The following is a 13,590-nucleotide window of genomic DNA, read 5'->3' on the forward strand; positions in this document are numbered from 1 at the left end:
GCGGGCCCGGGGCCGTCATGACAGCGGGAGGCCGACGTAGTTCTCGGCGAGTTCGGCGGAGGCGGTGGGGGAGGAGGCGATCCGCTCCAGCCGCGCGAGCCGCACCCGGTCCTCGAACGGGCTCTCGTCCGGGCGGCGGTGGAGCGTGTCCGTCATGAAGTACGAGAACCGCTCGGCCTGCCACACCCGGCGCAGACAGGTCTGCGAATAGCCGTCCAGCAGCTCGGCCGAACCGGTCTCCTGGTGGTGGGTCAGCGCACGGGCCAGCGTGATCACGTCGGTGACGGCCAGATTGAGTCCCTTGGCGCCGGTGGGCGGCACGATATGCGCCGCGTCGCCCGCCAGGAAGAGCCGCCCGTGGCGCATCGGCTCCTGGACGAAGCTGCGCATCGGGGTGAGCGAGGTGGCGGTGATCGGGCCGCGCTCCAGGGTCCAGTCCCCGTCGAGCGCGAAGCGGGCCGACAGCTCGTCCCAGATCCGCTCATGGGACCAGTCGCCCGGATCGGTGTCGTTCGGCACCTGGAGGTAGAGCCGGGAGACCTGGGGGGAGCGCATGCTGTGCAGGGCGAAGCCGCGCTGATGGCGGGCGTAGATCAACTCCTCGCAGGACGGCGCCACATCGGCCAGCACACCGAGCCAGGAGTAGGGGTAGGTGTGCTCGAAGGCGCGGACCCGGTCGGCGGGGAGCGCACGCCGGGCGATGCCGTGGAAGCCGTCGCAGCCCGCCACGTAGTCGCAGCTCAGGGTCTGCTCGCGGCCTTGGTGGCGGAAGCGGATGACGGGCGCGGCGGAGTCCGGCTTCTCGATGGCCAGCGCCTCGGCCTCGAACAGCAGCGGCGGACCGCCCGGCTCCTCGAGCTGAAGCGCGATCAGATCCTTGACGATCTCGGTCTGGGCGTAGACCATCACCGACTTGCCGCCGGTGGCGGAGGGGAAGTCCACGCGGTGGCCGCGGCCCTCGAAGCGCAGCTCGATGCCCTGGTGGGGCAGCCCCTCGCGGTCCAGGCGCCCGCCGGCGCCGCACTCCCGCAGCACATCCACGGTGCCCTGCTCCAGGATCCCGGCCCGCTGGCGCCGCTCGGCGTACGCCCGGTCGCGGCTCTCCAGCACCACGCAGTCGATCCCGGCGCGGTGCAGCAGACGGGCGAGCAGCAGCCCGGCGGGCCCGCCGCCGATGATGCCGACGGTCGTGCGCATCACATCGTCCCCTCGCTGTGGTGGTCCATGCGGCTCGCTACTTGTTCGCTGAGTGAAACTTCGTTCATAATTGGCTGGTGATGAGTCTCAGCCCGGTGCCACCACCTGTCAATGGCCCCGTCGGGCCTCTCGAGCGCGGCCTCGCCGTGCTGCGCGAGCTGACCCGGCTGGCCGCGCACGAGGGGTGGACGACGGTCCGCCCCGGCGATCTCGTCCGCGGCACGGGGCTCGCCCGGTCCGTGGTCGACCGCGTGGTGGGCACCCTCGAACAGCTCGGATACGTGACGCTCGACGGGCGCGACATCGGCCTGTCGGTCCGGCTGATGGAGCTGGGCAACGCGTATCTGGCCGCGAGCGGACTGCCCGCCGCCCTCGGCCCGTTCGCCGAGCGGCTCGCGGACGGGCTCGACGAGTCGGTCTCGGTCGCCGTCCCCGACGGCGACGGGGTGCGCTTCGTCGTCCAGACGACCCGCCGCCGCACCATGTCCCTCGCCTTCCGTATCGGCGATCTGCTGCCCGCCGAGCGCTGCTCCCCCGGCGCGCTTTTCGCCGCCGAGTGGACCGGATCCGGCTGGGCCGCCTGGCGCGCCCGCCGCGCCGAGGACCCCCTGGACACCTCCTTCCCCGCCGTCCCGCCGCGCCACCGGCCCGCCTCCGGCGGCGACTTCGAGGCCCGCGTCAAGGAGGCCGCCCGCGACGGCTGGGCCACCGACGACCAGCTCATCGAGCCGGGCCTGGTGGCGGTGTCCGTTCCGGTACGGGACGCCTCGGGCCGGATCGCCTGCGCGGTCAACGTGGTCAGCCACACCAGCCGCCATGACGTGGACTCGCTGCGGGCGGCGGTGCTGGGGCCGCTCGGTGCCGAAGTCGCGGCGATGGAGGCGGCTTTGGCGGCGCCGCGGCGTCGGCTCGGTGCTTCGGGCGCCTCGGCTGTTTCGGTTGCGGGCGCGGTCAGCACATGCGGCTCGGCTCCGGGCCCGCACCGTGGGGGAGAGCCGCCCGTGGCGGGCGAAGCCCTCGCGGACGCGGCATCGGCCGCCGTGGGCGAGGACCCCGCGCGGCTGGCCAAGCGAGAGCTGGGAGCGGGTTTTCTGCAGTCGCTCGCGCGCGGCTTGGCCGTGCTGCGGGCCCTGGGCGGACCGGAGGGCGCGGGCCAGGGTGAGTCCCGCGCGGTGGAGGACGCGGCGCGAGGCGCGTCCGGCGCCACCGAGGCCAGGAGGCCCGGCGTCGTCGGCGCGGGGCAGGGCGGCGGCGCGGGGCAGGGCGGCGGCCGGGGCGGGGGAATGACGCTCAGCGCCGTCGCGGAGGCCACCGGGCTGGCGCGGGCCACCGCCCGGCGCTCGCTGCTGACCCTCGTCGAGCTGGGGTACGTGGAGGCCGACGGCCGGACCTTCCGCCCGCTGCCGCGCGTGCTGGAGCTCGGCTACGCCCCCCTCGCCGAGCTCGGCTTCACCGACATCGCCAAGCCGCATATGCGCGAACTGGTCCGCACCGTCCATGAGTCGGCCTCCCTGGCCGTCCTGGACGGCGGCGACATCCGCTATATCGCGCGCGTCCCCACCGTCCGCATCATGAGCGTCAACATCACCATCGGCACCCGCTTCCCCGCCTACGCGACCTCCATGGGCCGGGTGCTGCTCGCGGGCCTGGACGCCGACGCCCGTGCCGCCCATCTCGCCGGAGTGCGGCCCCGGCCGCTGACCCGGCACACCGTGACCGGCGTGCCCGAGCTGGCGCAGGTCGTGGAGCGCGCGGCGGCGGAGGGGCACGCCCTGGTCGACCAGGAGCTGGAGGAGGGGCTGCGGTCGCTCGCCGTGCCCGTAAGGGACGCGCGCGGACGAGTGGTGGCCGCGCTCAACGTGGCGACCCACGCCGGCCGCGGCACCGCCGAGGGCGCCCGCCGCGAACTCCTCCCGGCGCTGCGCGCCACCGCGGCCCGGATCGAGGCCGATCTGGCGACGGCCTCGGCACATCACGCCCTGGGGGCGGGTGAGAGAGTGGGGGCATGAGAGCGGCGAACACCCCGGGGACGGGACGCACCGGCCATGTCGTGGTCATCGGCGGCGGAATCGCGGGCCTCGCGGCGGCTCACCGGCTGCTGGACGGCGGGGCGCGGGTGACGCTCCTGGAGGCGTCGGGACGGCTCGGCGGCAAGCTGCGCGCGGGGGAGATCGAGGGGGTACCGGTCGACCTCGGGGCCGAGTCGATGCTCGCCCGCCGCCCGGAAGGCGTCGAGCTGGCGCGCGCCGTGGGCCTCGGCGACCGGCTGCAGCCGCCCGCGACCGCGACCGCCTCCCTCTGGACGCGCGGCGGGCTGCGCCCGATGCCCAAGGGGCATGTGATGGGCGTCCCCGGTGATCTGGCGCCGCTGGCCGCGTCCGGGGTGATCTCGGAGGACGGGCTGGCCCGGATCGCCCGCGACCGGGAGCTGCCGCCGACACCGGTCGGCGAGGACGTGGCGCTCGGCGAGTACCTCGCGGCGCGACTCGGCCGCGAGGTCGTGGACCGGCTGGTCGAACCGTTGCTGGGCGGGGTGTACGCGGGCGATGTGTACCGCACCTCGATGCGCGCCTCGGTCCCCACCCTCTTCGAGGTGGCCCGCTCCGGCGGCCCGCTGACCGACGGCGTCCGGGAGCTGGCCGAGCGCGCCGCGCGACGGCAGGACGGCCCGGTGTTCATGGGCATCGACGGCGGGATCGGCCGGCTGCCGCTCGCGGTCGCCGACGCCGTACGGGCCGCGGGCGGCGAGATCCGCACCCGGGCGGCCGTACGGGAGCTGCGGCGCACCGCCGACGGCTGGACCCTCGCCGTGGACGGCACGGCCGGAACGGACGGCACGGACGGCACGGACGGCCCGCCGGTGGTGACGGCCGACGCCGTGGTGCTGGCGGTCCCCGCGCCCGCCGCCGCCCGGCTGCTGGCCGCCGCCGCCCCGGCCGCCTCCACCGAGCTGGCCACCGTCGACTACGCCTCGATGGCGCTGGTCACCATGGCCTTCCGGCGGGACGCGCTCACCGGCGTGGACGCGCTCGCCGAACGGAGCGGCTTCCTGGTGCCGCCGGTCGACGGCCGGACGATCAAGGCGGCGACGTTCTCCAGCCGCAAATGGGGCTGGCTGCGGGACGCCGGGCCCGATCTCTTCGTGCTGCGTACCTCGATCGGGCGGTTTGACGACGAGGTGGATCTGAAGCGGGACGACGCCGACCTGGTAAGGATGTCGCTCGCCGATCTCGGCGAGGCCGTCGGCCTGACGGCCAAGCCTGTCGCGAGCCGGGTGGACCGCTGGGACGGCGGACTTCCGCAGTACCCGGTGGGCCATCTCGACCGGGTGGCCCGCATCCGCGCCGAGATCGCCAAGGTGCCGGGGCTGGGGGTGTGCGGCGCGCTCTACGACGGGGTGGGCATCCCGGCGTGCGTGGGCAGCGCCCGTAAGGCGGCCGACGAGCTGCTGGGCGCCCTGGCGGCCACCCTGGAGCCGGGCTCCGGAGCCGGAGAGCGAGAATAGGGCCATGACTGCTGCACCTGAGAAGACTCCCAACGCCGGTAAGAAGGCCAAGGACCTCAACGAGGTCATCCGCTACACCCTGTGGTCGGTGTTCCGGCTGCGCGATGTGCTGCCGGAGGACCGCACCGGCTACGCCGACGAGGTCGAGGAGCTCTTCTCCCAGCTCGCCGCCAAGGACGTCACCGTGCGCGGCACCTACGACGTGTCCGGGCTGCGCGCCGACGCGGACGTCATGATCTGGTGGCACTCGGAGACCTCCGACGCCCTCCAGGAGGCGTACAACCTCTTCCGCCGCACCCGGCTGGGGCGCGCCCTGGAGCCGGTGTGGTCCAACATGGCGCTGCACCGCCCGGCCGAGTTCAACAAGGCCCACGTCCCGGCGTTCCTCGCGGACGAGAACGCGCGCGACTACGTCAGCGTGTACCCGTTCGTCCGCTCCTACGACTGGTACCTGCTGCCCGACGAGGACCGCCGCCGGATGCTCGCGGACCACGGCAAGATGGCGCGCGGCTACCCCGATGTGCGCGCCAACACGGTCGCGTCCTTCTCGCTCGGCGACTACGAGTGGATCCTGGCCTTCGAGGCCGACGAGCTGCACCGGATCGTCGACCTGATGCGCCATCTGCGCGCCTCCGAGGCGCGTCGCCATGTGCGCGAGGAGGTGCCGTTCTACACCGGGCGGCGCAAGGCGGTCTCCGAGCTCGTCGCCGGTCTCGCCTGACGCTCTTACGGCGGTCCCCTTAGGGCGCTCAGGGCGCTTATGGCGGTCGGGACGGCCTTACGGTCGTCCCGTACGCGCCCCGCTCACCTGTCGCGGCCTCTTACGGCGTGCCCGGGATCGCGGCCGGCTGCTTGCCCGACTCGGGCAGCGGGGCCGGGGCCGGAAGCGGTGCGGGCTCCGGGCGCGGGGCGCACGAGGCGGACCGGCCCGGCGTCCTCCCGGTCAGCAGATACGTGTCCACATGGCGGTTGACGCAGTCGTTCGGCCCGCCCCACACCCCGTGGGTGCCCGCCTTCCGCTCGGTCACCAGCGAAGAGCCGGGCAGCCGGTGCCACAGCTCCTTCGCCCCCGCGTACGGGGTGGCCGCGTCCCGCTCCGCTGAGAGCAGCAGCACCGGCGGCAGCGCGACCCGCCCCGTCCGGGGGCCCACCGCCTCCAAGTTCCCCACGTCGAGCGGGCGGCCGGGCTTCAGCGGCCAGAAGGCGCACGGCAGGTTCATCGCCACGTTGTCCCACGTCTCGAAGGGCGCGCGGCGGGCGAGGGCGGTGTTGTCGCGGTTCCAGGCGGCCCAGGTGCGCGGCCAGGGCGCGTCGTTGCACTCCACGGCGGTGTAGACGGCGTTGCCGTTCTCGTCGTCGGCCGCCTGTGCCGGATCGGGCGCGGCGAGCGCGATCAGCGGCTCGGGGTCACCGTGCAGATAGGCGGCCAGCGCCCGGGCGGCCGGATCCCAGTAAGCGTCGTTGTAACCGGTCCGCAGGAACGCGCTCTGGAGCTGGGCGGTGCCGACGACCCCGCCCGCCGGCTTGTGCCCCACCCGCCGCCGCGCCTTCTCGTACGAGGCGAACACCCGGTCCGCGGTGGTGCCCAGATGGTAGACGGTGTGGTGCCGGGCGACCCAGCGGCGCCAGTCCCGCCAGCGCCGCTCGAAGGCCACCGACTGGTCGAGGTTGTCGCGGTACCAGATCCGCCAGGGGGCGGGGTTGACCACGCTGTCGAAGACCATCCGGCGCACCCGCCCCGGGAAGAGCGTGGCGTAGACGGCCCCGTAGTACGTGCCGTACGAGGCGCCCACGAAGGTGAGCCGCCGCCGGCCCAGCGCCGCGCGCAGCACCTCGAGATCGCGGGCGTTGTTCAGCGTCGTGTAGTGCGCGAGGGCGCGGCCCGCGCGGCGCACACAGCCCCGCACGTAGGCGCGGGCCCGCGCCACCAGCCGCCGTTTGAAGGCGGCGGTGGGGTGCGGCGGGGAGCTGGTCGGCGCCTTGGCGTAGGCCGCCGGCCGCTGGCAGGACAGCGGGGCTGAACGGCCCACGCCCCGTGGGGCGTAGCCGACGAAGTCGTAGGCGGCGGCCAGGCGGCGGAAGGCGGCCTCGGCCGCGTACTCGGGGAACGCCATACCGGAGGCGCCCGGTCCGCCGGGGTTGTAGACCAGCGCCCCCTGACGCCGTGCCTTGGGGCCGGTGGCCCGGATCCGGCTGACGGTGAGGGCGATGTGCTTGCCGCGGGGACGGGCGTAGTCGAGCGGGACGGAGACCTTTCCGCAGGTGATGGGGGCGGCCAGGGCCTCGGCGCGGGGGCAGCGGCGGAAGGCGATGCCCCGCTCGGCCGCGCGCCGGGCGGCGAGCGCCACCCCGCGGGCCGCGGCCGCGTCACCGGGCGGGGCGGCGGCCGTGGCGGGCGAGCCGGACCAGGCGCTCCAGGCGGGTGCGGCGGTGGCGACGGGCGCGGCGGAGGCCGAACGGGCGGTGGGGGAGGCCGGGGTCGTGAGGGGCGCGCCCGCCGCACCGGCCGGGGCCGTGGCGGACCGGTTGGACGCGGTGGCCGTCGCGGCGGCGCGGGCGGTGGACGCGGCGAGCGGGCGGCCGGTGGCGGGCGTCGCGAGCAGCGCGCTCATGGCCAGCGACAGGGACAGCGGGCCGAGGATGCCGTACAGCGCTGCTGCTCTCACTGGCCATCCCTTCGTGCATCGCGCGATGAAAGGGATATTTGGCGCGGCGGATGACCATGTAAAGCACCGGGCCGCGGTGTCGGGGTCAATGACCCCAATGCCCCTTCAGTGCCGCGCGCAGCGCCCGGTCGGGGAGGGCGACGGTGCCGTGCACCGCGAGCGCGGTGAGCACCTCGCCGGCGTCGTCATCGCCGTCCGGACCGCCGCCGGAGCGCTGGGCGAGGGTCCGCCGCGGGGGCACGTCGATCCGGCCCAGCAGCCGCTGACCGGCGGGGGAGGCCCACCGCGAGTACGGATGCGCCTCGACCCGGGCGATCAGCAGACAGCTCACCGTCAGCAGCAGCGGCAGCATGAACCACGAGGCCACCGGACCGCGCCCGGCCGCGGGCGGCACCAGCAGCAGCGCGGCGGCCGCCGTCGCCAGGACCAGCGCGCAGGCCGCCCGCACATGCCGCACCGCGACCGCCACATTCGTACGCGCCGAGGCGGGCACCGCGAGTCCCGCCGCCACCAGCCGGTCGCCCAGCGCCCGCACCGGGGCGGCGGCGGCGAGCGCGGCCCGCACCGGCCGCACCGGGGACTGGCCCTCCGGCCCTATCGCGGTGATCACGGACCGCTCCAGCTCGTCCCGCCCGTCCGGGACCACGACGGTGACCCAGCCGGTGTGGGCGAGCAGCAGCCGGCGCTCGCGGTACATCGTGACGAGGACCAGCTCGCCCACCCGCCGCGGACCGCCGGACAGAAACGCCGCCTCGTACAGGCTCAGGCCCTTCGCATCCGCCGCCGGATCAGGATCCATCGGCTGAGCGGCGGCGACCGCCGCAAGGCACAGACGCGTGCAACTGACGACTGCCGCGCCCCACGCGACGAGCAGGAAAAGGACCCACAACATGGCCGAGTTCTACTGGACCCGACCACCGTCGCGCCACGGTTTTCACGATTTGACGCTCTCCTGCCTAAAGGCGGGAGATTCCACGGGTCGCCCCGTGGATTTCCTGCTTCGTCGCCGACTGCCCGCCCGGAGTTCTCCGTTGAGGTCTTACACCGGCTCCACAGGCCGACACTGCCCGTCCGGCAACCAGAAGGTTCTTCGCGGCGTTCACGTCACGGTCGTGGGTGGCGCCGCAGCCACACGTCCAGGTGCGGACGTGCAGCGGCATCGCCCCGGCGAGGGCGCCGCAGGCGGAGCACAGCCTGGAGGAGGGGAAGAAGCGGTCGACCGGTCTTTCGCCCTGGCGGCGAAATCCCGCTCCTCACCCTGCTCCGCAGGAGTCCGTTTCCTCTCTTCTGCCGTGAACGGCGGAGTATCCACGGAGGAACCTGATGAACGACTCGCCCGGACGCGCAGCTCGCTCGGGCGAGACTCGCGTTGATCAGGGACCGTGACCGGTCGCGCGCGATCCGCCAGCCGGACCCCCCTGGTCATGCCGGCCTGCCGGTCCTCGTGGCGGCAACCCAGTCCTTGGCGTGGCGGCTCAGCCGCCTCCGCAGCCTCCGCCCCCGCCGCAGCTCGACCCCGAGGAGCCGCCGCACGACGACCCCCCGCCTCCGCCGCAGGACGAGCCGCCGCAGGAGGAGCCTCCGCAGCCGGAGCCGCCCCCTCCGCACCACGATCCGCCGCCGGAGTCCGAGGTGCCCGACGACCCGGAGTCGGTCGAGGACCCCGAACCGCCCGGCACCTTCTGCGCGTCCAGCAGTTGCTTCCGCAGCAGTGGATCCTCCGTCAGGGTGGCCGCCCCGGTCAGCGCGACGACGACCGCGACGGGGGCCGTCGCCGGTTGGCCGATGGTCAGGGCGTGCCGCCGTAGGCCGATCCCCGACTCCCTCCGGTACGCCGCCAGCGCCCGCTTCCCGGCGGCGGTCAGTCGGCGCTTGGCCGCACCGGCGCAGATTCCGCCGATGAGGAAGCCGGTGAAGAGCGCGGGGGCGATCGCGAAGATCAGCGGAAATCCGTCGTCGGCCATGGAGCCGACGCTCATCATGATGCCCAGGAAGATGCCCAGCGCGCAGAGCGTGTTCTGCGCCCGTGCCGCGCGCCGCCAGAACCGGAGGGCGTCCGGCCGCACCATCAGCCCGCGTCCCGCCAGCCGGTCGCCGATCGCCTGCACCGCCGCACTGCGCATCAACTCCCGGCGCAGCCACTTCAGGGCGCCGTGCGGGGAGTGGGCGCACAGCCGCAGCAGGTCCTCCTCGACCGGGCCGCGCGCGATCGGCTGCCGCACCGAGACCACTCCGGGGTCGCCGATCGCCAGCCGCCCGTCCGTGTACATCGTGCTGATCACCGTGTCCGCCATCCGACCCGGCCCGCCCGCCAGGAACGCGGCCTCCAGCAGGTCGTACGCCCGGGCGTCCACCGGCCCCATGGCCTCCCGGCGCCGGGCCCGGACCGTGCCGGTGATGAGCACCACCGACGACAGCGCGACGGCCACGTAGACCAGGATCACCGTCGCGCTCATGCCGCTCGCCGCCCGCTCAGTGCGAGCCGGACCCGGCGGGCCAGCCGTGCCGCCGGATGGGACGCCAGGGGCGCGGGCCCGGACCGTTCCTGCCACCACAGCGTCAGACGGCGCCGGGCGGCCGGGTCGTCGGGCCGGGTGTCCGCCAGCAGATGCTCGGCGAACGCCAGCGCGTCGCGGCGGTAGCCGCCGGTCATCGGGCGGCCGTCGGCGTACCGCGCGAACGCCGGGCGGTAGCCGGTGCCCAGGATCTCCGGCAGCTCCGGGGCCACCTTGGCGACCACGGACGCCCGCTTGGCCGTCAGCGCCGCGCTCTGCACCCGCAGCCGCCGCCGGTCGAAGCCCTCGGGCGGCGGGGTGCCCCCGACCAGCGCGGACAGCAGCGAGGTCTGGGCGAGCGCCAGCCGCTCACGGACGGCGTCCGGCGCGGGAGCCTCGTACACGGCGGAGGGCCTTACCGGGGCCGAGGTCGTCGGCTGCGCGGCAGCCTCTTCCGCGATCCCCGCCGCCGTCACCCCACGGATCGCGTCCAGCTCGCCCGCCAGTTCCCCCGCCGCCGGAAAGTCCTCGTCGCGCTCCAGCAGTACGCCGGGCGGTGCCGTACGCGCGCACAGTTCGGCGAGGACGTCGAGCACCGGCTGGGTCACCGGATGGGCATGGCTGTCGTGCCACACCCCGTCCTTCTCGACCCCGCCCGCCACATGGACGTAGGCGATCGCCGACGTGGGCAGCTCGTCCAGCGCCTTGGCCGGGTCCTCGCCCCGGTTGACGTGGTTGGTGTGCAGATTGGCCACGTCGATGAGCAGCCGGACCCCCGTGCGCTCGACGAGCTCGGCCAGGAACTGGCCCTCGGTCATCTCCTCCCCGGGCCAGGAGATCAACGCCGCGATGTTCTCCACCGCGAGTGGCACCGGCAGCGCGTCCTGTGCGATGCGCACGTTCTCGCACAGCACGTCCAGCGCGTCTCGGGTCCGCGGTACCGGTAGCAGATGCCCGGCCTCGATGGCCGGTGACGCGGTCAGCGGCCCCCCGGCCCTGACGAACGCGATGTGCTCGGTGACCAGCGGCGAGCCCAGCGCCTCGGCGCGCTCGGCCAGTGCCCGGAGGCGGCCGGGGTCGGGCCGCTCGGCTCCCCCGAGGCCGAGCGACACCCCGTGCGGGACCACCGTGGTCCCGTGCTCGCGCAGCCGCCGGAGCGCGTCCGGCACATGGTCGGGGCAGATGTTCTCCGCCACCACTTCCACCCAGTCGATGCCGGGCAGCCGCGCGATGTCGTCGGCGATCTCCGGTCGCCAGCCGATTCCGGTACCGAGGCGCACCATGGCTCCCCCTCCTCGTTCCGTACCGCGTCCCCCGCGGTGTTGTTCTCGCGTGCCGGGGTCATAACCCCGCAGAAGGAGGACGAATCCCCCGGCCCCGTGGTTCAGAGCTTCATTTGAGCTTCGCAGCATCACGCCGAGGGGCGTACGCGGGGGCGTCGGCCAGGGGTGGTCCGGACGGTGCGAAAGGTCACCGGGTGGGTGGTGTCGCTGAATATGGTCACTGTTACAAAAAATTGGGGCTCTGTGGCGACAGATGTTCGGAGGGGAAAATAGGATCGGTCTGGTCCGGGGGGATGGAAGATCACACCTTTGTGCCGCGCCCGCGCGCGGAGCGAGCGTGGGGGAAACACGTGCTGGGCAGCAGTGACAACGCCATGGGGAAGCACCGCAAGCACCGCCGAAAGCCGTCCTCGGGGAGCCGGGGGATGCGGCTGCGCCGTTGGGCGGCCGCGCGGGTCCGGCTGGACTACCCCCGGGCGGGGCGGCGTGGTGTGGGGCGATGGGTGCCGACGTGGCGTCAGATCACCCTGCTCTTCCTGTTCTTCCTCGGCAGTCTGACCGGTCTGCTGAGCTATGTGTATCTGCAGACCGACATCCCCAAGAACCTGAACGACTTCGCCACCCAGCAGGACAACGTCTACTACTGGGCCGACGGCACCGAGATGGCTCGCACCGGTCCGGTCAACCGGCAGGAGGTGCCGCTGGGCAAGGTGCCGCAGGAGGTCCAGTGGGCGGTGCTCGCCGCCGAGAACGCCAGTTTCTACTCCGACAGCGGAGTGTCCCCGAGCGGGCTGATGCGGGCCGTGACGCGGATGGTGACGGGCGGTGAGACGCAGGGCGGATCCACCATCACCCAGCAGTATGTGAAGAATGCCTATCTGAATCAGCGCCAGACATTTTCCCGCAAGCTCACCGAGATGTTCATGGCCATCAAGCTGGACGACCGGATGACCAAGCGGGAGATCCTTCAGCGTTATCTGAACACCAGTTGGTTCGGGCGCGGCAGTTACGGCATTCAACGGGCGGCGTACGCGTACTACGGCAAGGACGTCTCGGAACTCAACGCGAGCGAGGGCGCGTTGCTCGCCTCGCTGCTCAAGGGCGCCGGGACATTCGATCCGACGCTCAGCTCCAAGAACCACAAGCGGGCCGTCGACCGCTGGAAGTGGGTGCTGGACCGGATGGTCGACATCGGAAAGCTCTCCCGGTCCGAGCGGGCGCGCTATACGTCCTTCCCCGAGCCGAAGGCGCCGCCCAAGCCGGCCGGGCTCACCGGTCAGGTCGGCTATCTGGTGGAGACGGCCAAGGCGTATGTGAGCTCCCATACCGAGATATCCGACGCCGATTTCGACCTGGGCGGCTATCAGATTCACACCACCTTCGAGAAGCCGAAGGTCCAGGCGCTCGCCAAGGCGGTGAAGAAGACCCGGGACACGCTCGATCCCGAGCAGCGCCCCGAGGACCGCCATGTGCGGATCGGCGCCGCCTCGGTGGCCCCCGGCGGCGCGATACGCGCGCTGTACGGCGGCCCCGGCTATCTCGAGCAGGGATTCAACGACGCGAACGCCTCCAACGTCCCGGCCGGCACCTCCTTCACCCCCTTCGTCTACGCCGCCGCGCTGCGCGACGGCGTTCTGCTGAAGCGCAACGGGGAGCGGACGCCCGTGACCCCCTCGACGCTCTACGACGGCGACAACAAGATCGCGGTGCATACGCCCGAGGGGCCGTACTGGGACCGCGGCGGCAAGATCGTGCGGGCCGGCAACGACGGTGACGCCTCCTATGGGCAGGTCTCCCTGCGCCAGGCGATCGTGCGGTCCATCAACACCCCGATGATCCAACTGGGCATGGACGTCGGCCTGGACCGGGTCCGGCAGGCGTCCGTCGACGCGGGGCTGCTGCCCAGCAGCTTCGGCGCGCGGGTGCCCGCGTTCTCGCTCGGCACCGCGACGCCCAGCTCGATCCGTATGGCCAGCGCCTACGGGACGTTCGCCGCCGAGGGCACCCACTACGCGCCGTACTCGGTGAGCGGGCTCACCCACGGCGGGCAGCGGCTCGAACTGCGCAAGGACAGCGCCAAGCGGGCCTTCAGCCCGGCGGTCGCGGCGCAGGTGGACGAGGCGCTGCGGGGCGCCGTCCAGAGCCCGGACGGCGCGGCGCGCGGAGCCGCCGCGGCCGGTGGTGAAGTGGCCGGTAAGGCGGGCACGGCGCAGGACGGCAACTCCGCCTGGTTCGTCGGCTACACCAAGAAGCTGTCGACGGCGGTCTCGCTGTCCCGGGTGGACCCCAAGACACAGGAGCTGATGCCGCTCAAGGGGATGGGCGGGGAAGCCACCGACACCTCGGGCGACACCTACCCCCTGGACATCTGGAAGAGCTATATGACGGACCGGGCGGCGGAATAAGCCCCGGCGGAACAGGCCCCGGCGGAGTACGCCCTGGCG

The 13,590-nt window shown here is 73.5% G+C and carries 10 protein-coding genes; 4 read left to right on the forward strand and 6 right to left on the reverse strand.

The window, feature by feature from the left end:
- Nucleotides 1-15 precede the first annotated feature (15 nt).
- Nucleotides 16-1,197, reverse strand: a complete 1,182-nt coding sequence (locus STRVI_RS10085) for a 4-hydroxybenzoate 3-monooxygenase (RefSeq protein WP_014055535.1) — start codon at nucleotides 1,195-1,197, stop codon at nucleotides 16-18.
- An 80-nt stretch (nucleotides 1,198-1,277) separates the two neighbouring features.
- Between STRVI_RS10085 and STRVI_RS10095 the strand changes: the two genes are divergently transcribed.
- Genes STRVI_RS10095 through hemQ form a run of 3 tightly spaced genes read left to right on the forward strand, consistent with a single transcriptional unit; the run spans nucleotide 1,278 to nucleotide 5,423 of the window.
- Nucleotides 1,278-3,206: an IclR family transcriptional regulator domain-containing protein gene (locus STRVI_RS10095; protein WP_063644232.1), complete on the forward strand. Its 1,929-nt coding sequence runs from the start codon at nucleotides 1,278-1,280 to the stop codon at nucleotides 3,204-3,206.
- Nucleotides 3,203-4,702, forward strand: a complete 1,500-nt coding sequence (gene hemG / locus STRVI_RS10100; protein WP_014055537.1) for a protoporphyrinogen oxidase — start codon at nucleotides 3,203-3,205, stop codon at nucleotides 4,700-4,702. Before STRVI_RS10095 ends, hemG begins: the two co-directional genes overlap by 4 nt.
- A gap of 4 nt (nucleotides 4,703-4,706) precedes the next feature.
- Nucleotides 4,707-5,423, forward strand: coding sequence for a hydrogen peroxide-dependent heme synthase (gene hemQ, locus STRVI_RS10105; protein WP_014055538.1), 717 nt, complete (start codon nucleotides 4,707-4,709; stop codon nucleotides 5,421-5,423).
- Between the two features lie 100 nt (nucleotides 5,424-5,523).
- On the opposite strand, the gene STRVI_RS10110 is transcribed toward hemQ, so the two are convergent.
- From STRVI_RS10110 to STRVI_RS10125, 5 genes are all read right to left on the reverse strand, one after another.
- Nucleotides 5,524-7,368, reverse strand: coding sequence for an alpha/beta hydrolase (locus tag STRVI_RS10110; protein WP_014055539.1), 1,845 nt, complete (start codon nucleotides 7,366-7,368; stop codon nucleotides 5,524-5,526).
- 85 nt (nucleotides 7,369-7,453) lie between these two features.
- Nucleotides 7,454-8,260 (reverse strand): TIGR04222 domain-containing membrane protein, encoded by an 807-nt coding sequence (locus STRVI_RS10115; protein WP_014055540.1) that lies wholly within the window; start codon nucleotides 8,258-8,260, stop codon nucleotides 7,454-7,456.
- A gap of 64 nt (nucleotides 8,261-8,324) precedes the next feature.
- Nucleotides 8,325-8,561: a zinc ribbon domain-containing protein gene (locus tag STRVI_RS47630; RefSeq protein ID WP_435532610.1), complete on the reverse strand. Its 237-nt coding sequence runs from the start codon at nucleotides 8,559-8,561 to the stop codon at nucleotides 8,325-8,327.
- Nucleotides 8,562-8,843: 282 nt separating this feature from the next.
- A complete protein-coding gene (locus STRVI_RS10120; protein WP_014055541.1) occupies nucleotides 8,844-9,824 on the reverse strand; it encodes a TIGR04222 domain-containing membrane protein in 981 nt (326 codons plus the stop codon).
- Nucleotides 9,821-11,146: a DUF692 domain-containing protein gene (locus STRVI_RS10125; RefSeq protein WP_014055542.1), complete on the reverse strand. Its 1,326-nt coding sequence runs from the start codon at nucleotides 11,144-11,146 to the stop codon at nucleotides 9,821-9,823. Before STRVI_RS10125 ends, STRVI_RS10120 begins: the two co-directional genes overlap by 4 nt.
- Nucleotides 11,147-11,496: 350 nt before the next feature.
- Between STRVI_RS10125 and STRVI_RS10130 the strand changes: the two genes are divergently transcribed.
- Entirely contained in the window at nucleotides 11,497-13,551 is a 2,055-nt protein-coding gene (locus tag STRVI_RS10130) for a transglycosylase domain-containing protein (RefSeq protein WP_251982580.1), read from the forward strand.
- The last annotated feature ends 39 nt before the right edge of the window (nucleotides 13,552-13,590 follow it).

The organism is Streptomyces violaceusniger Tu 4113 (assembly GCF_000147815.2).
GTDB lineage: Bacteria > Actinomycetota > Actinomycetes > Streptomycetales > Streptomycetaceae > Streptomyces > Streptomyces violaceusniger_A.